General features: G+C 41.0%; 11 protein-coding genes. 9 read left to right on the top strand and 2 right to left on the bottom strand.

From position 1 onward, the window contains the following. Positions 1-14 precede the first annotated feature (14 nt). On the bottom strand, positions 15-3,146 hold the full coding sequence (locus AAHJ11_RS06205; RefSeq protein WP_148364268.1) for a SusC/RagA family TonB-linked outer membrane protein: 3,132 nt from the start codon (positions 3,144-3,146) through the stop codon (positions 15-17). Between the two features lie 444 nt (positions 3,147-3,590). Here AAHJ11_RS06205 and AAHJ11_RS06200 point away from each other — a divergent pair, with 444 nt between their 5' ends. From AAHJ11_RS06200 to AAHJ11_RS06160, 9 genes are all read left to right on the top strand, one after another. Next, positions 3,591-4,769: a tyrosine-type recombinase/integrase gene (locus AAHJ11_RS06200; RefSeq protein WP_195648508.1), complete on the top strand. Its 1,179-nt coding sequence runs from the start codon at positions 3,591-3,593 to the stop codon at positions 4,767-4,769. A gap of 319 nt (positions 4,770-5,088) precedes the next feature. Continuing rightward, entirely contained in the window at positions 5,089-6,105 is a 1,017-nt protein-coding gene (locus AAHJ11_RS06195) for a fimbrillin family protein (protein WP_167511718.1), read from the top strand. Between the two features lie 50 nt (positions 6,106-6,155). Then, positions 6,156-7,724, top strand: a complete 1,569-nt coding sequence (locus AAHJ11_RS06190) for a fimbrillin family protein (protein WP_167511719.1) — start codon at positions 6,156-6,158, stop codon at positions 7,722-7,724. 105 nt (positions 7,725-7,829) lie between these two features. Beyond that, positions 7,830-11,024, top strand: coding sequence for a SusC/RagA family TonB-linked outer membrane protein (locus AAHJ11_RS06185; protein ID WP_148364270.1), 3,195 nt, complete (start codon positions 7,830-7,832; stop codon positions 11,022-11,024). 21 nt (positions 11,025-11,045) lie between these two features. Further along, entirely contained in the window at positions 11,046-13,064 is a 2,019-nt protein-coding gene (locus AAHJ11_RS06180; protein ID WP_148364271.1) for a RagB/SusD family nutrient uptake outer membrane protein, read from the top strand. Positions 13,065-13,102: 38 nt separating this feature from the next. Next, the gene (locus AAHJ11_RS06175) at positions 13,103-16,174 is read left to right on the top strand and encodes a SusC/RagA family TonB-linked outer membrane protein (RefSeq protein ID WP_148364272.1); all 3,072 of its coding nucleotides are present in this window, start codon (positions 13,103-13,105) and stop codon (positions 16,172-16,174) included. A gap of 22 nt (positions 16,175-16,196) precedes the next feature. Continuing rightward, positions 16,197-17,909 (top strand): RagB/SusD family nutrient uptake outer membrane protein, encoded by a 1,713-nt coding sequence (locus tag AAHJ11_RS06170; RefSeq protein WP_148364273.1) that lies wholly within the window; start codon positions 16,197-16,199, stop codon positions 17,907-17,909. A gap of 29 nt (positions 17,910-17,938) precedes the next feature. Further along, entirely contained in the window at positions 17,939-20,029 is a 2,091-nt protein-coding gene (locus tag AAHJ11_RS06165; RefSeq protein WP_148364274.1) for a hypothetical protein, read from the top strand. A gap of 167 nt (positions 20,030-20,196) precedes the next feature. After that, entirely contained in the window at positions 20,197-23,547 is a 3,351-nt protein-coding gene (locus tag AAHJ11_RS06160) for a DUF6250 domain-containing protein (protein WP_320974297.1), read from the top strand. Positions 23,548-24,163: 616 nt separating this feature from the next. Here AAHJ11_RS06160 and AAHJ11_RS06155 read toward each other — a convergent pair. After that, on the bottom strand, positions 24,164-25,798 hold the full coding sequence (locus AAHJ11_RS06155; protein ID WP_259022276.1) for a rhamnogalacturonan acetylesterase: 1,635 nt from the start codon (positions 25,796-25,798) through the stop codon (positions 24,164-24,166). Positions 25,799-25,808 lie beyond the last annotated feature (10 nt).

Genomic DNA, 25,808 nt, shown 5'->3' with positions numbered 1-25,808 from the left:
CTTTAATTTGTTTATTAGAATCCAATGTTGACACCTATTACAAAACTCTTCAAAGTGGTAGGTGAGCCAAATGTCTTGGTGTTATTGTCATAGTTTACCAAGTCAGTATCCAAAAAGTCACATGCCTTATAGATATTGAATGGATTCATGGCTTGAACATACAACTTCAGATTATTGATACCCAAATTCTTTAATTGCTGTGGGGCAAAGTTATAACCCAATGAAATATTACGAACTTTGATGTATGAGCCATCCTGATAGTTCATTGCACTGTTAAAGGCATCGGCTCCTTCACCGTTAGAACCGGGTGAATAGTATTTTGCATTCTCATTGGTACCGGCCACCCAATAGTCTACTTTACGCTGCATATAGCGACCGTCAAGAGTAACGGCTCCCTGTGGAACTGTAAAACCCCAGCGTGATAGAATAAAGAAGGACAGTTCAAAATTCTTATAACTGAAAGTATTACTCCATCCACCTGTCCAGCGTGGACGTGTGTGCCCTACAATTTTCTTATCGTCATTAGCATCAATTTTGCCGTCATTATTTAAATCTTTCACTTTGATTTGTCCCGGTTTACGTCCATATTTGGCAGCTTCTTCAGCTTCTTCTGTTTTCCAGATGCCATCATATACCCAGTCGTAATAAACGCCGATTTCTTCACCGACAAACCATTTATTGTTCACATCTTCCGTTCTACCATTGGACAATTCGTCAATTCGGTTTCTGTCCATTGACCATGTTAAAGTAGTGCTCCAAGAAAAATCTTTTGTTTGTACAGGTATTGCATTTACTTGTAGGTCAATACCATATCCGGATGTTTTACCCACATTCGCATAAGTGGAAACATAACCCGTTAGCGAAGGAATTGACATTTCCAGTAACAAATCATCTGTTTTCGTTTTGTATGCATCGACACTACCGGTAAGTCGGTTATTAAAGAAACCATAGTCAATACCGACATTGTATTGTGTAGTTCTTTCCCAGCCTAGAGTCGGATTAGCCATTTTGGCGGGTTCCTTCTGTGAAGGATCTGAAGGTACATAACCCAGAGATGAGTCATTCTGTCCCCAGTTATAGTATAAACCTGTGATGGCACCTTTGGTTGCATATGCTTTGATTGCCGCATTACCTGTAACACCCATACCTACACGAAGTTTCAACTGATTCAGCCAACTGATGTCTTTCAGGAAATCTTCCTGATCCATTCTCCATGCGATAGCAGCAGAGGGGAAACTGGCCCATTTGTGTCCTTCGGCTAATTGAGAGGCACCGTCCCAACGCATAGATGCTGTTAGCAAGTACTTATCTTTATAACCATAATTCAGGCGAATCATATAAGAAGCCATTTGAGTTTCGGTCAGTCCTGTGCCGAAAGAGTTCAGTGTGCCGGCAGAGCCTATATTATACCAAAGCTCATCCGATGAGGCTACATTAGTGGCTCTCATATCTCCCATCTCGTAATGGTAGGCAGAAGCGGATTGCATCAATGTCATTCCCAAATTATGCTGTCCCAGAGACTTGTTGTAATAGATCAGGTTATCTAATGTCCATGCACGTTTTTGTTCGTTTTTATATTGTGCACCATTGTTACCGTCCCCATTAATACCATCAGCAGCGTTAGCAACTCCTAAGGTGTAGAATTGGAATTCAGGGCCAAACTGAAGACGATAGGACAAACCTTCCAATGGTTTCCAGATTTTACCGAAATCAATTTGTGAATACAAACTGGCAGAAGCGCGGAAAGTGCGGCGTTGATTAGTATTATAGTCCAATTCGCGAATAGGGTTGATGATATTTACATCACCACTCGGATAACGGACATATTCACCGTTTTCATCGTAAGGCACTGTCCAGGGGATCATACCTCTTAATGCACTATAGAAATCACCCGAACCGGTTACAGATTTTGAGAAACTGTATCCATAGTCTTGAGTTGAATACGATGCATTGATTGAAGAACCCATTTTGAACCAATCGACAGGAGTTACGTCAAATGAGGTTTTCAATGTATAGCGTTCGTATGCTTGTCCCGGTTGTGTACCTTTCTGGTCCAGATAGCCGAATGAGGCATAGCCTTGAAATTTGTCAGACCCTCCGGATGCGCTTAAGGTATGTTCGTGAGTGATCCCTGTTTGTTTGCCGTGAGAAGTCCAGTCGTATGAACCTACTAAAGATGGATCGTAAACTCCGTTTACCCATGCCTTCTCGATGTTCTGCCATGAAGAGGTTACACTGCCGAATGCAGCTTTATCTGCTTCATAAGTCGGAGTGGCGGAAGCATAAGATCCTGCATTGTATTTAGCTAAGCGGGCATAATCCAGCCATTCGGAGGCAGACATCATCTTTGTTACATCGTGTAGTGTTTCAAAAGTGACAGTACCGGAATAGTTCAGGGTTACCTTCCCTTCTTTTCCTTTTTTAGTAGTCACAAGAATGACACCATTGGCACCACGTGAACCATAAATTGCTGTGGCTGAAGCATCTTTCAGAATGTCAATAGATTCAATATCGGAAGGATTGATGTTTTCAATGCCTCCATTTTGAATGACCATACCGTCTACCACATACAACGGACCCTGTTCCGCATTAATGGAGCGTTGTCCACGGATATTAATGTTACCGACCTCTCCGGGACGTTGACTGGACGTGATATCTACACCGGCTGTTTTGCCTTGCATTCCTTCCAGTGCGTTTCTTACAGGCATTGCTTTCAGTTCTTTTTCTCCTACGCGAGCCATAGCACCGGTTACGTCACTTTTTTTCTGGACTCCATATCCTACAACTACTACTTCGTCTAAGGTTTCTGTATCTTCTTGAAGAGTAATTTGGAAGTTAGTATTTCCGGCCACGGATACTTCTTGTTTTTTATATCCTATATAAGTGATAGTGATTGTACCTTTCATTGGCACATTGGAAAGAGAAAACTTGCCATTTAAATCGGTAATTGTACCATTAGTAGTACCATTAACCAATACACTGGCACCAATAACCGGTTCTCCGGTGAAATCTGTAACTGTGCCCGAAATTGTCTTATTCTGGGCATAAGATTCTACTATTAAAAAAGAAAACAAAGTGAGGAGAAATAGCCGTCGGATAGTATCCTTATAGGCGTACAGGTGATTACCTTTTTTGTTGCTTTTCATACTTTAATTATTAAGTTATAAATATTGGTTTATATAGCCTTTATTGTTCATTTTCTTTTCGTCTTCTTTTGAGGACTTTTTATCTCTTGCTTTATTATATGGGGATATTCCTGTAATATAGGATTTTATAGAGGATTGGTAATGTAATGTATTATATAATATTTATATATTTACATAGTGTATTTATTGTTATTAAGTTAAACAAAAGTTAGATTCTCTTTTTAAAAGAAACTTTTTACATTCTACCTGTGAAAAAGTGTTGCAAACATAACGACTTAATCAAGATATAGCAATGCAGAATCGTACAAATGCATGGAAAATACCGTCTTTTGCACGATATTCCATGTTATGGGTGCGATTTTCGATTGGTGACCAATGACTATGAATCTTTTTGTTTCTATTTTATTGTATTGAAAATAGTAATTTATAAACCTAAAAAACGATATGGCGAATTTTTCAATTGTAATTGTTCCAACTAAAAAATTATCAAATGGCAGACATCGGATAAGGGTAGCAGTAGCCCACCATTCACAAACCAGATATATATCTACCCAGTTTACTTTGGATTCTGCCAACCAGTTAAAAAATGGTAGAGTAGTAAGGCATGAGAATGCTGCAAATATGAACATTTGTCTTCGAAGACTAATCAATGAGTATGAGGAAATTGTTACATCAATCAGCTATTTACCTGTAATCTCATGTACTGAGCTAATACGTATTATCACTTATGAACAAAAGAAAAAAGGAATCACTTTTCAAACTGTTGCGAAAGAGTATATGGATTTTATGAAAGGAAAAGAACGGGAGAAATCTTATAAACTCTACAAGATAGCTACAGAGAGATTCATTAAGTATATGAATGGAGATTTCCCTCTAATACAGTTGAGTCCTCTCCATATACAAGGATTTTCAAAAGCTCTCCGTAAAGAGAATCTGGCAGATACTACTATCAGGATATATTTGACTCTGATAAAAGTCGTATTGAATTATGCAGGTAAAATGAACTATGTAACTTATTCTATCCATCCTTTTGTTCTCTTTAAAATGCCTGCAAGTAATGTACGAGAACTCGATTTGTCAGTAGATGAATTAAAGAGAATACGAGACACTCGTCTTTTTAAACCTTCTCAATCTATAGTAAGAGATATTTTTATGCTTACTTATTATTTAGGTGGTATTAACTTGAGAGATTTGTTGGCATATAATTTTAAAGATAAAAAGTATATGAGATATATACGTCATAAAACACGTAATAGTAAAAAAGGAGAGAATGAAATTGCATTTACTCTACAACCCGAAGCAAAAGCTATCATAGATAAATATCTGACTAGAGACGGGTATTTAAAATTTGGAAAGTATTCATCTTATAGACAGATATACAGTTTGATTTTTCGACATATAGACAAGGTGGCACGACTTTCAGGGATAAGTAAAAAGGTTACTTACTATTCTGCTCGAAAGACATTTGCACAACATGGATATAATTTAGGAATCCAAATTGAGAAAATAGAGTATTGCATAGGGCACAGTATGAAAAACAATCGTCCTATATTCAATTATATCAAAATTATGCAAGAACATGCTGATAAAGTATTTAGGGAAATATTAAATCAGTTATTATAAAACGTTGATTCTTTTATGCCTCGTCTTGAGGCATTTCTTCTGTTTTCAAGTTTTTTCTCTATTGAAGATTCTTCAATAGCTGCCTCATTATTGTCTAACGGTAACTCTCTAATCCTAATAATGCTTTGATAAACAAGGCTTTCAAGTCAAAAGAGAATCTAACTTTTGTTTAACTTAATATTTTGAAGTATGATAAACTATGGAAAACACAGCCTTTCACTTATAGTCATTAGAAAGGATGAATTTCGAGGGCTATTCTTTATTACTTATGGAGAATCTATAAATGAGAATATATTTGTTTAACTTTAAAAAACATGGTATGAAAATAAACTATGTAACGGCTGCTTTTGCTCTGCTGCTTTTGGCGGGATGCAGTAATGACGTGAAAGAATCTGATATCAAGTTCGCAGGAGAAACAGGTGCAAAAGTTTCTTTTAGTGCAGTGATTAATAATCAAGAGGCAAGCGAACTTAAGACTAGAGCTACGGAAACAAGTTGGGAAATGGGTGACTTGGTTGGAATTACATGCGGATCCCGGCAGGTGAATATTGAGTATGAATATACCGGTGGTGAAAATAGCTTGTTTGCCGCAAAAAGTGGATATGCTGAAGATATCTGGGTATTAGGTACTCAAGAATATGATGTGACAGCTTATTATCCGTTCACTGGAACATCAGGTACGGAAGCTGAAACCATTGAAGTGTCTACTGATAGTGAAAATCAGGCTACAGCAGAAAAACGTGAACAGATTGACTTTCTTTATGCATCAGGAAAGGCAACTGCCGAAACTCCCAATGTAAAATTAGCATTTAATCATGTAATGAGTCGTATCAAACTGACTTTTACAGCTGGTACGAATGTTACATTGTCGGATATCACATGCTACCTTATTAATTTGAAGAAGAACGGGACATTTAATCCGAATACAGGAGAAACAACTGTAAGTATAGAATCTGTAACGTCGGATGATGATATTGTATGGACTAAAGTAGGTGCAGCTGATAATTATACGATACAGGCTATCTTATTACCGCAAACTCCACAGAAAGAAGTCTATATCCAAGCAGGAATGAACGGATATTATTACGAAGTTCACTTTCCGAATTTGACAAAATTGGAGCCTGGGGTTTCTTATAATTATACTATTCAAGCTAATGAGTATAAAGATAATCCTTTTGTATTAACTATTACCGAAGAGACACAAATCATTGGATGGAAAAATGAAGATGGCGGAACTGTTGAGTCAGATCCGAGTGTAGCAGGAACAGGTACGAACATCACTAATCCAAGCTGGAATATCACAGAAGAAACTATTACTCCTACATCCAAAAAATGATATTTTGAATAAAACGAAAGAATTACTAAAAACTAAATAAAATCTGATTTATGAAAGTATATAACTATATATCAATGCTTCTTCTTGGAGTAGTGTCCTTGGCTTCTTGTTCGCAGGATGACGGGATAGAAGGTGAAAATATGGGAACTTTACAAGGCTTCCAAATCAGCGTATCTGAAGATGGCTTTCAAACTGTAAATGCTCCTGGAACGCGGGCTACGGAGAATAATTATACAACTAAATTTTCCGAAGGCGATATGATTGGTATTTTCGCAGTCAAAGGTGAAAATATTGTTGAAGATATAAATAACCGCCAATTTACGTATCAGGATGGGGAATGGGTGTTGACCGACGGTGAAGATGCTATAGAATATAAAGGTTCGGAGTTCTCTAAAATGAACTTTTATGCTTATTATCCCTATGACTCTAAAGTTACTTTCGAACCTGCGAATGATGATCCTTTCGTTACATATGTCAGCAATTGGAAAGTTGGAGTAGACCAAAGTGGTGATAACTATACTAAGTATGATTTGATGACAAGCACAGGGACTGTACAAGGTGACCGCTTGAAAGGGTCAATTGCTTTTACCATGCAGCATAGAATGGCGATGGCTGTGATACAAATGCCTGAAAAGGTGTATACCTTTACAAATACGGATGTAACACTGGAAGATTATAAATTGCCTGTAACTGTAGGTTCTTTTACTATAGATAATGTGGAGGCATCTCCTTATTATCAGGCAAGTACAGATACTTATCGCTTTTTGGTGAAACCCAATACGGCTTTTTCTATCAAAGGGACTTATACTGGAGCACAAGAAATGGATTATGCTGCTAACGGTACTTTGGAAAGTGGAACTGCAAAAAAATATGTGATCGAGGACACAAATAAGAGTTCACATCTTTTGGCTGTAGGAGACTATTATTGTGCAGATGGTTCTATTGTCAGCAAAGATGTAGAAACTGCACCAGACAATGTAATCGGTATTGTATATCATGTAGGTAATCCGCAACCGTCAATAACAACTCCTGCTACATATACAGAAACAAATGATGCATTGCGCCGTGATTATCCAAGCTGTACGCATGGACTCGTACTGGCTATAACTTACCCGTCAGTTGGTGGAACACAAACTGCTGCATTTTCAACTAATAGAGATGTGTTTTTTGGCGGCTGGTATTCAACGGATGAAGATTGGTCGGATAAATTTGTAGCTTGTACAACATATAATACTTCCATTGCAGCATATTTGGGATATAACAATACAGTATTAATGACGATGTCTCCTAATACATTTGTGTGCGACAAGGCTGTAAGTTATGTTGAGGCTTATCGTGGAGCAGTTTTCGTGCCTGCTTCTGCCTCTAGCTGGTATCTTCCCTCTTTATACGAATTAGATGAACTCGTAAATGTTATATCTACCGTTCAAGAAAGTATTAAAAACGCAGGTGGAGAGGCTCTGGCTGTAGGTAGTCGTCATTGGAGTAGTAATGAACGTACAGGAAATACAACGGTAATATATCAGCATATACTTCAGGCTACAGGAGCATACCTGGTTGATAAATATCGAAACCAAGGAGGAGCAGCTGGTTATTTCCCTATGATGCTTGCATTTTAAAAGCATCAGGATAATTTGCTATAAGAAATATGTTGAGGATGTTGTCTAAAATAAATGGAGCGACTCTTTCAATATGCGATTAAAAAACTATTATGAGTGATAAATATGAATAAGAAAAACTTAATAAAAGGAACTGCTCTTCCTGTCGCACTGTTTTTCTCCTTCGCCCTGCTTCCGAGTTTCGGTAATCAAGGACAAGTCTTTGCTGCCATGGACGTAGTCCAGCAGCAAGGCTTCATCAAAGGAACGGTGGTAGATGATAAAGGCGAACCGGTGATCGGTGCGAATGTAGTTGTTGAAAGCACTAATATCGGTACAATCACCGATATTGATGGTGTGTTCAAAGTCAATGTACGCCCAGGTACAAAATTGAAAATATCCTTTATTGGATATAGCGACCAGATAGTGGCGGCAAAGAAAGATATGCGGGTTGTGCTGGTCGAAGATGCTACTGCCTTGCAAGAGGTAGAAATCGTAGCTTATGGTATGCAGAAAAAAGTGACTATGACCGGTGCGATTGCCAGTGTGAAGAGTGAGGCTTTGACACGTACATCTGTAGGTTCTGTTTCTAATGTATTGGGAGGTCAAATGACAGGTTTGACTACTGTACAGTATTCCGGTGAGCCGGGTTCGGATGCTGCAGATATTTTTATTCGTGGTAAAGCAACGTGGGCAGATTCTACTCCATTGATACAAGTGGATGGCGTGGAACGTAGCATGAATGATATTGACCCGAATGAAATAGAGTCCATTTCTATCCTGAAAGATGCTTCGGCAACTGCTGTGTTTGGTGTTCGTGGTGCTAATGGTGTTATCTTGATAACTACTAAACGTGGTAGAGAAGGAAAGGCGAAAATTTCGTTTACTACTTCAGCTTCCGTATTGATGCCGACTAAAATGGTGGAGACGGCCAATTCGTATGACTATGCAACGTTTTATAATCAGATGCGTGCCAATGATGGGAAAGAAGCGATGTTTAGTGATGCGGTAATTCAGAAATTTAAAGATGGATCTGATCCTATTCGTTTCCCAAGTATTAACTGGGTCGATTATATCATGGGAGATGCCACCTTGCAAAGTCAACATAATGTTAATATATCCGGAGGTACGGATAAAGTACGTTATTTCATTTCTGCCGGAGCTTATACACAAGGGGGACTTTTCAATGAATTTCAGTTACCTTATAACATCAGTTATCAGTATCGTCGGTTCAACTACCGAAGTAATCTGGATATGGATGTGACAAAAACAACCACTCTGTCTTTTAATGTGGCGGGTAATGTTAATTCTTCTGATAAACCACGTACAAGTCAGGGCTCATCAGGTATGGTGAAAAATATCTATTATGCCACTCCGTTCAAAAGTGCCGGTTTTGTAAATGATAAATTGGTTTACACTACAACTGACAGCTATGATGATGGAATGAGCCTGCCTTTTACTGGTGATATCGACCCATTTACTTACTATGGAGGTGGTGCTACTCGCACTAGTAATAACTCATTGAACGCTGACCTTGTTCTGGATCAGAAATTGGATTTTATCACGAAGGGACTTTCATTCAAATTGAAAGGATCTTATAATAGTTCATTCACTGTTTACAAATATCTATCCGGTGGAACAGAAATGACTTATAACCCTGTATTGTCAAGTGAGGGTATAGTAAATCTGCGCCCTGTGGATGGGAGTAAGTATACAGATGTAAGTTATAGTAGTGGTACAGGTAAATCGCGTGATTGGTATATGGAGGCAGGATTGAATTATAATCGTTCTTTCGGAAACCACAATGTAGGTGCATTGTTACTTTACAATCAGTCCAAAGAATATTATTATTCAAATACAGAATATCCGGATGTTCCGCGTGGTTATGTCGGACTGGTAGGACGTGTCACTTATGACTGGAAGAATCGTTATATGATTGAAGCTAATATGGGTTATAACGGTTCTGAGAACTTTGCTCCGGATAAACGTTTTGCTCTTTTTCCTGCAGGTTCTGTGGGTTGGGTGATGAGCGAAGAAAATTGGTTTCAACGTGCAAAACCGTTCGTTAGTTTCTTGAAATTACGTGCTAGTTTCGGATTGGTAGGTAATGACAAGATCAGTGGTAGCCGGTTTATGTATACAGCTGACCCGTATAGCGTTAACTTAAATGATTTAACCAATCGATATGCAAGTTCTTCCGGTAGTGGTGGCTATGGCTATTTTTTCGGAACGGACGGTCTGAATGTTACAACTAGCAAAGGAGCCTACGAAAAATCAAAAAATAATCCGGACGTATCATGGGAAAAAGCTTTCAAGCAGAATTATGGCATGGATATCAACTTCTTTGATGACCGATTATCCGCTACAATCGAATATTACAAGGAACATCGTTGGGACATTCTGTTGCAGGATGGAACAGCGCCAGGTATGCTGGGATTTACCACACCATATTCAAATCTTGGGGAAGTGAAAAACTGGGGATGGGAATTATCACTGAAATGGAATGATAGAATAGGTAAGAATTTCCGTTATTGGGCAGGGATTAATCTCTCTTACAACCAGAATGAGATCATTGAACGTAAAGAATCACCGCAAGATTACGACTATCAGTATTTGAAAGGTCACCGCATTGGTTCGCGTAGCCAGTATGTTTTTTGGCGTTATTACGATGAAAGTACTCCCGAACTGTATGAAAAGACATTCAATCGTCCATTCCCAACACATTCAGTAGACTTGAAAAATGGGGATGCTGTGTACGTTGACTTAAATGGTGACCGTCAAATAGACTCTAACGATATGAGTTACGACTATGGATTTACGGATGATCCGGAATATATGGTTGGTCTTAATTTCGGATTTGCCTGGAAGAATTGGGAAGTAAATACACAGTGGACAGGGGCTTGGAATGTAAGCCGTATGATTTCAGATGTATTCCGTCAGCCCTTTGTCTCTTCTGCTACCAAGACCGGGGGGGGACTGTTGGCTTACCACTTGACCAATACATGGACTACAGAGAATCCTTCGCAGAATGCGGAATATCCTCGTGCAACTTGGGATAATGCGGACAATAACTATGCCACTTCTACACTGTATGAGAAAGATGCCAAGTACTTGCGTCTGAAAACGCTTACCGTGTCTTATAACTTCCAGTTTCCTTTCATGAAGAGATTAGGATTGAACACCTGTCAATTGGCATTCAGTGGTTACAATCTGTTGACGTTTACCCCATACCTTTGGGGAGATCCGGAAGCAACAGCAAGTAATGCACCTTCCTATCCATTGACTAAGACCTATACAGTGAGTTTGAAATTAGGATTCTAACCGTTTTTAGAAAGAAAAAATATGAAACAACGATATAAATGGCTCGTCAGAGCAGTGATAGGGGGGATTCTTTGCATAGGTTCTGTATCCTGTGTGGACGAAATTAAATTTGGAAATAGCTTCCTTGATAAAGCACCGGGCGGAACGGCTACTAAAGATACGGTGTTTAACAGTGCTACCTATACGCGTCAATTTCTGAATTCCTGCTACAGTCGCCAATATTATGGACTGCCTTATGGAAATAGCTCGAATGTCGATTTCCCGGACTCATCTAATCCTTATCTGGGAAAGTTTGATGCGTTGACTGACTGTTGGCAACTTCATTATGAGTCTACTACCATTTACAATAGTTACTATAGTGGTACACACACAGCCAATTATGGAACGCGTGGTGATATCTTTGGGTACACTCGTGAGGTAGTGTGGCAGGTTGTACGCTGGTGTTGGTTGTTATTGGAGAATGTGGATAATGTACCGGGTATGAGCGATACAGAAAAAACAAAGATAAAAGCAGAAGCTAAGTGTATAATGGCTGCCCGCTATTTTGATATGTTCCGCCATTACGGAGGATTACCATTAGTTTACGAATCATTTTCCGGAACAGAATCAAGCTATAACTTACCGCGTGCTACTGTGGAGGAAACAGTAAAATATATGATTAACCTGTTGGATGAAGCTATTAATTCAGGAGGGCTTGAATGGGCTTATACAGGAGCGGATGCTACTACTGAAACGGGACATTGGACAAAAGCCGGAGCGATGGCTCTGAAGTGTAAAATCTGGCAGTTTGCTGCTTCTCCTCTATTTAATGCCAGCCAGGGATATGCAGGCGGAAGCAGTGAAGCTGAACAACAACATCTGGTGTGGTACGGAAGCTATCGTTCAGAACTTTGGGACAACTGCTTGGCAGCCTGCAAGGAGTTCTTCAACGCTATGGCAGTGAATGGATTCTATCAGCTGAAAGAAGCAACTGGTGATACTCCTGCTGATTACCGCTATGCTTATCGTATGGGATATGTATTGCTGAATAGTCCCGAAGTGTTACACTCTGTCCGTGTAAATGGGTATGAGACAACCGGTGGTTCTTCAAGTTATTTCTGGCATGCCTGGTGTAACAATGGTCGTAATTCATATACCCCCACACAAGAATATGTGGAAATGTTTCCTTGGGCAGATGGTACACCTTTCGATTGGGATAAGACTGAAGCAGAAGGTAAGTTGGACGAGATGTTCCTGAAGGGGACTTTTAAAGATGGGGAACAAACACTTTCAGATCTTGATTTAACACGTGACCCACGTCTATATGAATCGGCGATAGTGAACAACGTACCTGAAAATCTAGGATGGTCTTCTGCCAGCATGAGTGGTGACCCGTGGGAGCTTTGGGTAGGCGGCTCGGATGCCGGAACAAGCTCTTTCCTGGAGAGTGGACGTTTTGCCACCGGTTACGAGAATATGAAATACTACTTGAGTGATAGCGATTATAATCGCCAGGGGGTACATTGGGTATATCTTCGTTTGTCCGACCTTTATTTGACTTATGCAGAAGCATTGCTTCAAGCCAACAATGATCTTCAAGGAGCTGTAAACCAAATTGATATTGTGCGTGCTCGTGTCGGACTGCCCGGACTCGTGAAATGTAATCCCGACAAGAATCTGCTTTCTGACAAAGACGCTTTACTGGAAGAACTATTGCGTGAACGTGCCTGTGAACTAGGTATGGAAGATAGCCGTTACTTTGACTTGGTTCGTTACAAACGTGCCGATCGATTCGAAACTCCTTTGCATGGATTGCTGATCTATCGTTTGGATAGTAATGGTTCACCTATAGAGAAAGCATGGCGTGAAGGATCTGATAAAACAACAAGTAAGAATGGCGGTGCTTTGCAGCCTGTAAAGTTTAGTTATAAAAAGTTCCAATTGAAAAACAGAACGCGTGTCTGGTGGACAAAAGGTTTTGATTCCAAGTGGTACCTTTCTCCGTTCCCACAGAGTGAAATCAACAAAGGATATGGGTTGATTCAGAATCCGGGATGGTAATGAGGCAACAAATATGAATAACGATATTAGATAATGATATGAAGAAATATAAGATTCTGGTACTGGCTCTGTTGGCATGTTTAAGCATTCCGGGTGGAGCACAGAATACTGACAACAATATTACAGGTGTTGTTGTAGACAAATGGGGAAATCCTGTGTATGGAGCATCCGTACAAGTAGCAGGTTTACCGTCTGTCAGAGTAGAGACCGACAAGAATGGTAAATTTGAGATTGCTGCCGAGGCAGGGCGGAGTTTACAGGTGGTGACATCGGATAAAGGTTCTACCACTGTAAAGGTGGAGAAAAACGGAAAACCAGTGAGGATAGTGATGGATTATGGAGCGGAAACAATTGATGTAGGAGCCAATCGTACATTCACCCGTCACGAATCAACTGCAGCGGTTTCTACTGTGTATAACGAGGAATTCAACAAGCGTGCCTCAAAGGATATTTCTAATTCTCTTTTCGGACAAGGACTGGGACTAACCACTTTGCAAAATGCAGGTAACTACTCCACCGTGGAGCCTACCTTTTATATACGTGGCTTGCAGAGCTTGTCAAGCAGTTCACCGCTTATATTGGTAGATGGTTTGGAACGTGATATGAGCTTGATAACCCCGGAAGAAGTAGAATCAGTATCTATATTGAAAGATGCTGCCGCGGTAGCATTATATGGATACAAAGGTATTAATGGTGCTGTCCTGGTGACTACGAAACGTGGTAAGTATAACACCAGAGAAGTGAACTTTACTTACGACCACGTGACGAATTTCCAAGTGCGTCGTCCGGAGTTTGCGGATGCTGCAACCTATGCTGAAGCAATCAATGAAGCACGTGGCTATGAAGGATTGAGCGCACGTTATACTTCGGATGAAATTAATATGTTTCGTAATGGAACGGTGACAGGAAGCGGTATTGGTGCAAATATATCTGCCATGCTTCCTTATCTTTATCCGAATGTGGACTGGATTGATGAAACATTCAAAAACACAGGTATCTCAAATAAATATACCATTGAGTTCCGAGGTGGAGGTAATAAGTTTCGTTACTACACGATGGTTGGATTACTAACCGATAAAGGTTTCATAAAGAATGCCAATATGAACGATGGATACTCTACGCAAGATAAATATTCTCGTGCCAACTTGCGTTCGAATTTGGATATCGATTTGACGAATACGACTAAATTGAAGTTGAATATTCTGGGTACATTGGCGGAATCAAGTCGTCCGGGAGCTTCGGCAGATTTGTGGAATATGGTTTACTCATTGCCTCCCTCTGCTTTCCCCGTACGTACAGAAGATGGAACTTGGGGTGGTAATTCCACTTGGGCAGGCACATTAAACCCTGTGGCACAGTCACAAGGCGCGGCCTATAGTAAGGGACATACACGTAGTTTGTTTGCTGATTTGACTTTATCACAAGACTTATCCGGTTTCGTAAAAGGATTAGGAGTTGATTTGCGTTTGGCCTATGACAACTATTCGTCTATCTGGGAAGACCATAGTAAGACTTATTCTTATAAAGGGTATACGGCCAGTTGGACAGACCCTAGTGCCGGTGGTCCGATGTATACTACTGTTACGGGTGGTACGCCTAGCGAAATGTCAACCAGTGCTAATACAAACGATTGGACACGCCAGTTTAACTTTTCCGGTAATATTAACTACAACCGCTCGTTTGGTAAACATGATCTCTATTCTCAATTGAAGTGGGAGTATGAATATCGTGACAGTTACGGGTTAAACACTACCATCTACCGTCAGAATGTGTCATGGTATACTCACTACGGGTTCAATAAACGGTATTATGTAGATTTGGCACTGTTGGGGTCTGAATCGAGCCTGTTGGCACCGGGACATAAGTGGGCTTTTTCACCCACCATCTCTGCAGCTTGGGTGCTTTCGGAAGAGAACTTCCTGAAGAACACTTCGTGGATTGACTTATTAAAACTACGGGCTTCATTTGGTGTTATCAATGCCGATTATCTTCCTAAAGATGGAAGCAATACGGTTTATGACTATTGGGATCAGATTTATTCGACTTCCGGTACAATGTATCGTTTTGATTCCGGTTACAACTCTGCTTTCGGAAGTACGTATGTCAGTCGTTTAGCAACTGTAAACTCTACCCATGAAAAGGCTTATAAATATAATGTAGGTATTGATGCCACCTTGTTTAAAGGGTTGAATTTGACGTTGGAAGGCTATTATCAACGTAGAAAAGATATTTGGGTATCTTCCGAAGGGCAGTATTCCACGGTATTAGGTATGGATGCTCCTTTTGAGAACGCAGGTATTGTAGATAGTTGGGGCACGGAGATTGGTCTGGACTATACCAAACGGATAGGTAATTTAGTTTTTAACATCGGAGGTAATTTTGCCTGGAATCGGAATGAGATTAAAGAACAGTTAGAAGAACCACGTCTATATAACAATTTGGTGCAAACCGGTCATCGGTTGGGACAAGTTTATGGAATGATAGCAGAGGGCTTTTTCAAAGATAAAGAGGATATAGCAAATAGTCTTACACAGAATTTCAGTACGGTAGTACCAGGCGATATTAAATATAAAGATGTAAATGGTGATGGCATCATTGATTCCAACGACCAGACAGCTATTGGATATAGCACTACTGCTCCTGAAATTTATTATTCATTCCATTTGGGAGCTGAATGGAAAGGACTTGGTTTCGATGCCATGTTCCAGGGCGCTGGTAATTACTCTGCCGTATTGAATACAAAAAGCGTGTTCTGGCCATTAATCAGCAACTCGTCTCTTTCTACTCACTATTATGAAAATCGTTGGACGCCGGAGAATCAGAATGCTAAATATCCGCGTCTGAGTTCAGAAAGTAATGCTAATAATTATCAGACTAATACCATTTGGCTGGCTGACCGTTCATTTTTGAAATTACGTAACCTGGAAGTTTACTACAAATTTCCCAAACGTTTGATGGAGCGTACTAAAATATTAGGTAGTGCCAAGTTGTATGTCCGTGGAGTAGACTTACTTTGTTTTGACCACATTGATGTGGCGGATCCGGAATCTTACGGTGCGACAAACCCGCTGAATAAGAGCGTGGTAGTTGGTGTGATAATAGGTTTTTAATCACTAAAAACAATGCGAAAGAATGAAACTGAATAAATTGATATATAGTGTTCTGGGCATCTTTGCTCTTTCCTCTTGCGCGGACAATATGGAATATAAAGAATACAGTAATTATGACGCGAATTATGTGAAACGTACTTTTGGTGATGTGGGCGGTTTAGTGTCCAACATTTATCAAGAACTCGACACTGACTTCGGTAACTATAGCGGGGCTGTTTTAGGCTCTGCTACGGATGAAGCGGAATATGCCTATACAGGAAATTCGATTGAGTATTTCTACAATGGTTCCTGGAGTCCGACAAATGCACAAAGCAGTATGTGGACTGCCTGTTATAAGGCTATTGCCGATTGTAATCTTTATTTGGAAGAGTTTACGGGACTGACTTTTTCTGATTATGAACAAATATCAGATTATAAAGCGGAGATGTACCGTTATAACAATTACCAATATGAAGTTCGTTTTTTGAGAGCTTATTTCTATTTCAATCTGGTGCGACAATACGGTGATGTTCCTTTTACGGATCATGTATTGTCAACGAGTGAGGTCAACTCACTCACTCGTACACCTGCGCAAGATATTTTTGATTACATCATTTCCGAATGTGATGCAATAAAAAATGATATTATCCCTGACTATACCAAATTGGGAGATTTAATGCCTTCAGGTGAATCAACAGAGACAGGTAGAGCTAACAAACGTGCTGTGTTGGCACTCAAAGCGCGTACTGCCCTTTATGCAGCGAGTCCATTGTTTAATCCGGACAATAATAAAGAATTATGGTATCGTGCTGCGACGGCAAGCAAAGAACTGATTGATGCTTGTGACGAAGCCAAGATGAAATTAATCAGTGAATATGAAACTCTGTGGAGTGCAACAAGCTATAATGATGCTATTGATGAACTTATTTTTGGAAAACGCGCTTCGACCGGTACCAACTCATTCGAAAAATATAATTTTCCCATTGGATTGGAAAATTGTAAGGGAGGAAACTGTCCTACACAAACGTTAGTAGATGCATACGAATTTCAGGCAACCGGTTTGAGACCGGATGAAACTACTGGTTATGATAAGAATCAACCTTATTATGAAGGACGTGACCCGAGATTTGAAAAAACAATAGCTAAAAATGGCGATACAAAGTGGCCGAACTGGAATGAAACAGCTTTGGAAACCTATACGAGTGGAGCAAATGGTGAACCTTTAAGTGGAGGTACTCCTACCAGTTACTATTTGAAAAAGTATTGTCAGGCTGCGGTAAATACAACTTCTGCAAGTGCTTCTACATCTTATCATACATGGATTACGTTCCGTTTGGGTGAGTTTTATTTGAACTATGCGGAAGCATTGTTCAAGTATTTCGATAATCCTTATACAAAAGATCCTGAATTTGGAGTTTCTGCCAATGATATGGTGAATAAGACTCGTATTCGGGTTAAAATGCCGGAATTTCCTACCGGTATGACTAATGCAAATTGGTGGAAGAAGTATAAAAATGAACGTATGGTAGAGCTTGCTTTTGAAGGACATCGTTTTTGGGATGTACGCCGTTGGAAAGAAGCAGATACTTATTTCAAGAGTATTGATGAAATGAAAATCACTAAAAATTCAGATGGTTCATTTAAATATACTCGTAATACGGTGAGTCGGCAGTGGGATGACAAGATGTATTTATTCCCGATTCCGCAGAGTGAAAGAGGGAAGAATCCTAACTTAGTGCAAAATCCGGGATGGTAAATGATTATTAAACAAAAAAGGTACTGAATATGAAGAAGATATTATATACAATGGGATTGTTGAGCTTGCTGATGTCAGGTGCTTGCTCAGAAAGTGATCCTATAGTCGACGACAGTAATAATTCAAACCAACCGGAGGAAGTCTTGCCAGACTTGCCGACGGAGGTAATCACAGGTAGTCGCGCAATGTGGGTTAGTTATGATCCTATGTCAAGTTCTGATGTAAACAATGCAACAGGTATTTCGTCTGCATTAATAAGTTGGAGATTACTGTTGACTGATCCGGCGAATACGGCTTTTGATATTTATAAATCGGAAAATGGTGGTATAGAAGTAAAGCTGAATGAGGAAGCGATTACAAATACTACTTGTTGGACGGATGCAGATATTGATCCGGATAAGAATAGTTATTATCGAGTGACACTGGCCGGTCAGACAGAAACGCTTTGTGACTATACCTTTACCTCTCAAATGGCAACCAAATTCTATCATGAAATTGTCCTAAATACGAATGTGCCGGATTTATCATTAACATACTCTCCGGATGATATTCAGGTAGGCGATCTGGATGGTGACGGTGAATTGGAAATTGTTGTGAAAAGAGAACCGTATGACGGAGCTAATCAAGGTGGATGGCGCAATGGTACCACTTTGCTTGAAGCGTATAAGATGAACGGTACGTTATTATGGCAAATAGACTTAGGTATAAATATTCGTTCCGGTTCGCATTATACTTCTTATATATTATATGATTTTGACGGAGATGGCTTGTGTGAAATCGCATTCCGTTCGTCCGAAGGAACGAAGTTCGGTAATGGTAAACAAATTACTGATGCGAATGGAAATGTGAATGATTATCGTATACGTGACACGAATGGTGTGGGTTGGTATTCGGGAGCAAGCCTGTATACAACTTGTGGATTGATATTGGAAGGCCCTGAATATATTTCTATTTGCCGTGGATATGACGGTTGCGAAATCACGCGTGTTACTAATATACCTCGTGGCAAAGAAGATGAATCTAAAACCTCTCGTGCTCAATATTGGAATAGCTATTGGGGGGATGATTATGGAAACCGTATGGACCGCTTCTTTATTGGTGTGGCTTATCTGGACGGTATACCAGACGAAACAACTGGTGTAAGAACAGCCAATCCCAGTCTGATTATCAGTAGGGGTATTTACGCGAATTGGCAGGTGTGGGCATTCGACTTGAAAGGAGGCGAACTGGTGAATCGTTGGAAATTTGATACAGCCGACCATGATGATAAATGGAAAGCGATGTGTTCACATTGTTTCCGTGTGGCTGATTTGGATGGTGACGGAAAGGATGAAATATTATATGGATCAGCAGCTATTGACGATAATGGAGTAGAACTATGGTGTACGGGAAATGGTCATGGCGACTGTTTGTATGTGGGTAAATTCATTCAAGACCGTGCAGGATTACAAATTGTTGCTTGTTTTGAGGAAGAGGAAACTTACAGTACACAAGGGCTTGGATACGGTTGTCAGGTGATTGATGCGCGAAATGGAAACCTGATTACCGGACATGGAGCAGGTAAAAATGGTGATGTGGGACGTTGTATTGTAGCAGATGTAGATCCGGATAGTCCGGGATTTGAATATTATTCGTCTTTGCAGTCGGGTATGTACAGTTGTAGTAGTGGTGGAGTGGTTGCTACTGATTATCCGAAAGGAATTGGTAGTGGTGTGATGTATAATGCTGCTATTTATTGGAGTGGCCAGCCGACTAGAGAAATGTATGACCGTGCTTGTGTTGTTAGTTACAAGAACAATCCGGATGTAAACAAGACAAATAAAAATCGTTTGGTGTATTTCGGTATTTATGGTGCTAACGACGGAAATCACAGTACGAAATATAATCCTTGTTACTATGGCGATTTCCTCGGTGATTATCGTGAAGAGGTCATTTTAGGTTCGAGTGATGGTAAGTCTATTTATATATTCTCGACTAACCATCCTACGACTCATCGTTTACCTCATTTGATGACAGACCACACTTATGATATGTCTCAAGCTATGCAGAATATGGGATATAACCAGGGGACTAATTTAGGTTACTACGTCGGTGCAGAAACGATGAAGAATGCAGAATAAGAAGAACTTTATTTGAAAGATTAGTTTGTAAAAAAGAACAATCCGACCATTTTGTCGGGTTGTTCTTTTTTTCATATTTGCACAAATCGCCATATAAATGGATGATATTCCATTTCTTTATTAATCGGCTCTCCTTATTTTTGCAGTGTGACATAGCTTATTGACGTATGAAGAACATATTTCCTCTTTTGTTCCTTTTCATCACTTTGGGAATGAACATGAATGCACAAGACAATCAAGTCTCCGGCCTCAACGCCCGCCAGTTTCATAAATATTGGAAGGTCGAATCGGAGTCTCCTGATTATAAAGTGACATTTATCGGTGATACAGCCGAAATCGTTTCTCCCAAAGGGCTAACTCTCTGGAGAAAAGAAAAGATGAATGGACGGGTGACGATTGAATATGACGCGTGTGTAGTTGTAGAAAAAGAAGGAGACCGATTGAGTGATTTGAATTGTTTCTGGATGGCTTCGGATCCTATCTGTCCTGATAATATCTGGAAACGTGAAAAGTGGCGCAACGGAATCTTTCTGAATTGTTATTCCCTGCAACTCTACTATATGGGATATGGTGGAAATTATAACTCCACTACGCGCTTCCGCCGTTATGACGGTAATGAGGCAGGAATCGCAGATCCGAAAATACGTCCTGCTATATGGAAAGAATATACGGATGCCGACCATTTGCTAAAGGCAAATCACTGGTATCACATCAAGATAACCAATGAAGATAATAGGGTTAGTTATTACATAGATGGCGAGCGACTGGTGGACTTCCGCGATGCCGAACCTCTGACTGAAGGATGGTTCGGTTTTCGTACCACCTTATCACGTACCCGCATTACTAATTTTCGCTATGAATGTTCACCTCAACAGATTTCTGCCGTTCCTTTGCATTGGATCGGTGATACCCCTGAACAGGATAAAGCGGTAAGTTTCGGAGTTCCTTTTGATGAAGGAGATGTATTTCCTGCAACTCCGTTGCGGCTAAAAGTGAATGAATATCAAGATATTCCAGTGGATACCTGGCCATTAGCCTATTGGCCGGATGGCTCAGTGAAATGGAGCGGAGTTGCCGGAGTCATTCCTGCCGGAACGGAAAGATTGACATTAGAAAAAGCCTCCAAGAAAGCAAAAACGACCAATAAACAGCCTAAGGCTTCTATCTCTATCACTGAAACACCTGAAAATATTCAAATTGAAACAGGGGTACTTTCTGTTTTTATCCCTCGATACGGAGATTTCCTGATTGATAGTCTGTTATATAAAGGAACTAAAGTAGGAGAGAAAGCACATCTTATTTGTAGCACTCAAAGCAAACCGATTCAAGAAAATACATCTCAAATATCTTTTACTCGTTACATAGGAGAAATAAAATCAGTAACCGTAGAACGTCTGGGTTCAGTACGGGCACTTATAAAGTTGGAAGGCGTGCATCGGAACAGAAATAAGGAGATTGATACGAACTACTCTGAAGGGAACTACGCGAATGACTCTGATGAGAACAGTCAGAATAATCGTGAGTGGCTTCCTTTTGTTGTCCGCCTCTATTTTTATGCTGGTAGTGAACAGATAAAAATGGTGCATAGCTTTATCTATGACGGCGATCAGAAGATGGATTTCATCCGTAGTCTGGGCATTCGTTTCGATGTTCCGATGCGTGAAGCCCTGTACAACCGTCACGTCGCTTTTTCGTGTGCGGATGGAGGAGTCTGGAGTGAACCGGTGCAACCATTAGTGGGACGACGTATGCTTACCATGCCACAGGTACAAGATGAACCATCTCTGCAACAGCAACAAATGGAGGGCAAACGTATTCCTCCTTATGAAGCTTTTGACGAGAAAAACCGGGAATTGCTTAATGACTGGGCTTCATGGAATGGCTACCGCCTGTCTCAACTCACGGCTGACGCATTCTCCATTCGTAAACGTACCAATGGTGATGCTCCCTGGATAGGGACTTTCTCCGGTACCCGTAGTGACGGTTATGCTTTTGCCGGTGATATAACAGGTGGACTGGGACTTTGCCTGCATGACTTCTGGCAATCTTATCCGTCTTCTATCGAAATTTCAGATGCAAGAACTCCGGTTGCCACGCTTACTGCCTGGCTGTGGAGTCCGGATGCAGAACCGATGGACTTACGCCACTATGATAATGTGGCTCACGGTCTGAATGCCAGCTATGAAGATGTGCAGGAAGGAATGAGTACTCCCTATGGTATTGCCCGCACCACCACGCTCACTCTCGTTCCGCAAGGAGGTTACACAGGAAAGAAAACTTTTGCGGATGACGCCCGACAGCTCTCTGCCACCAGCATATTAATGCCAACTCCGGAATACCTGTATAACCGTCGAGCTTTCGGAATATGGAGTCTACCCGATCGCAGTACTTCCTTTCGTATTCGTGTGGAAGAGCGTCTGGATGTTTACATCCACTTCTACCAGAAAGCTATTGAACAGAACAAATGGTATGGCTTCTGGAATTATGGTGATGTGATGCACGCTTATGATCCTGTCCGTCATACCTGGCGTTATGACGTCGGAGGCTTTGCTTGGGACAATACAGAACTAGCTTCCAATATGTGGCTTTGGTATAATTTTCTTCGTACCGGTCGTGCCGACATCTGGCGTATGGCTGAAGCCATGACCCGGCATACGGGTGAAGTCGACGTTTACCACATTGGTCCGAATGCCGGATTGGGTAGCCGTCATAATGTGAGTCATTGGGGGTGTGGTGCAAAAGAAGCACGAATCAGTCAGGCCGCCTGGAACCGTTTCTACTATTATCTCACTACTGACGAACGCTGTGGAGACTTAATGACCGAAGTCAAAGATGCCGACCATAAACTCTACGAACTAGACCCTATGCGTCTGGCTCAACCTCGCAGTGAATATCCTTGCACTGCACCTGCCCGTTTGCGTATCGGTCCCGACTGGCTGGCCTATACCGGTAATTGGATGACAGAGTGGGAGCGTACGGGTAACACGGCTTATCGTGACAAAATCATAGCAGGAATGAAGAGTATTTCCGCCTTACCCAACCGCCTCTTTACTGGTCCAAAAGCTCTGGGATTTGATCCGGAAACAGGTATCATCACAACCGAATGTGATCCGAAATTAGAATCGACTAATCATTTAATGACGATCATGGGCGGATTTGAGGTTGCCAATGAAATGATGCGTATGATTGATATACCCGAATGGAAAGACGCCTGGCTTGACCATGCCGCACGTTATAAGAAGAAAGCATGGGAACTTAGTCACAGCCGTTTCCGTATATCCCGCCTGATGGCTTATGCGGCTTATCATCTGCGTGATAGACAAATGGCAGAAGAAGCCTGGACGGACTTATTCACCCGTTTGGAACATACACCTGCACCCTCTTTCCGCATCACGACCATCCTTCCACCGGAAGTTCCGGCTCCATTAGACGAATGTGCAAGCATCAGCACGAATGATGCTGCCCTTTGGAGCCTCGACGCTATTTATATGCAGGAAGTTATTCCGAGGGATGAATAATTGATACGTTTGATATATGGTTTTATCGACGAGACAGTAGTTTTCCTATCCCGGCGTTCTGTTTTTAAGATTAGACTGGAGAATAATCCTTTTAGGATTGGTGAACTGGAGGAAAAACTGCATAAATGAATGCAATAATATACGGAAATATAGCCAGAAAGTGAATGATAACCGATAGAATATGTAGCTTTTCTAGTAGATAAACTGTTCGTTGGGTTTAAACCAACGAGGTGTTCCTCGGTGAGGAACACTACCTTCCTCACCGGGAAATCTATCTTTCATCGGTGAGGAAGCTGCAAATGTACTTTCTTTAGGTTGTTTTTTATCTAATTGGCTCAAAAATGAAATGATAAGATGAATGTTATAATGAGGGGTGTTCTGCTAAAATAACGCCTATTCGTAAGGATTGAACGTATAACATTTATTATTTGACAGATATTAGCCACATAAGATAGAATGAAGAAATAAGATATTGGGAAATGTAGGGATTATTTCATCCTCCCTTATTCATTTATGTCATTCTTCCTTTTCTGCAATGCTTAAATATTCCTTTTTTAATATTGAATATGTAAGCATTCGATATGGTCGATATTTCTTCTTTGTCTTTATTGCATTATTATTTCAGATACTCTTTCAACGGGCAATCGGTCTTTTTCAGTCCTTCGGCAATGCTTTTCGCATTCATGTGTGCTCCCTTCAGGGAAGTGTGCGTATGGTCGTGGTTATAGTAAGTAGCTGCTTTCTTGATACCCACCTTTTCCAGTTTATCGGCACTAATCTTATTTAGATCAATGAAATAAGCCCCGGTAGCTTCGGCTGCTTCACGTGTCCATTTACCGAAAGACTCTGTGTTGCGTTCTATCTTTCCATCTTTCCATTTGTTGCGTGGAGTATGGCTTAGAACGATAGGAACAGCTCCTTTCTCCTGAACGTCCATAATGAATTTCCGAAGATACCAGCCGAATGTATAAATCACCTGATATTTCCCTGTTTTCTCCATCAAAAAGACTTTGCTCTCGTCACCGGAACCACGCAGTTCGGCACGGGCTTTGCCTACATTAATGTCTCCCGCATCATTATGTCCGAACTGAATCAGCACAAAATCTCCCGGCTGCAAGGCATTATAAACCTTATCCCAACGACCTTCGTCCAGGAAAGTGCGGGCACTGCGTCCTGCCATGGCACGGTTTTCTACAGAAATTTTATCCAGATTGAACTCATCGGCAATTACGCTTCCCCAACCCCACATACCGTTTTTGTCTTTATCTTCATTTCGGACTGTACTGTCTCCGATAGTAAACAATACCGGACGTCCATCTTTACGACTGGAACCTGTCACAGTATCTTTCTCAACGGGCTTCAGATAATTGGCCAATTCCAATCCCTCATAAGCACGTATTCCATCCGCAGCAGATTCCGCATTGACTTTGGCACCGAAAGCACTTGTGTGTATACGGTCGATGTAGAACATATATTTCACCTTGTTCTTGCCGAACTTCTCGAATTTGCGGGCACTGATATCATTCAAATCAATAAAAGGAACCCCCTGTTCTTCGGCTACTTGCTTTGCCCACAATCCGAAAGTCTTGTTGACGCGTGTGATGATGGTGCTGTCTTTATCTTCCCAAGCATTGCGGGGAGTAAGCGAGAATAGGATAGGATGAGCACCTTTTGCTTTTACATCCTGAATAAAACGGCGCATATATTCCCCGTATGTATATACGGTTTCTTTCACTCCGGTCTCTTTGATGGTTACGTTCAGCGTATCTTTGCCGATTCCCGGAATAGAGGCGCGGGCACGTCCGCTGTCATAAGGACCATTATCATTGTGTCCCAATTCGATGATAACCCAGTCTCCGGGGCGTACCCCTTTGATTACATCCGGCCAAAGACGGTTGTAGAAAGTACGGCTGCTGGTACCTCCCAACGCATGATTCTCAACAGTAATCCGGTTGGAATCGAAATAGTCGCCGGCAAAATAGCCCCATCCCCATTGTCCGTTGTTGCCATTTCCTAAAGTTCCGGTACGCATGGTTGAATTACCTACCAGAAACAGAACCGGGTTGTTACCTTTCCGGCTGGAACCGGCTTCCGGCCGCGAGGTGCGTGCCTTATTCAAGCTGTCCAGCGTGTTGTCAACCACCTGATTGACGTCTGCCATGGGAGCGGAAACTTTATTTTGCGCTTGCAGTTGTAAACTGCATACAATGATTATCAGTCCGCACGTATACTGAAACAATTTATTTTTCATGTTCGTTTTC

It is taken from the genome of Bacteroides sp. 90-K9/2, assembly GCF_047310725.1.
Classification (GTDB): domain Bacteria; phylum Bacteroidota; class Bacteroidia; order Bacteroidales; family Bacteroidaceae; genus Bacteroides; species Bacteroides vicugnae.
The sequence above is the reverse complement of the archived record's forward strand: the minus strand, read 5'-3'. Positions and strand labels throughout refer to the sequence as shown.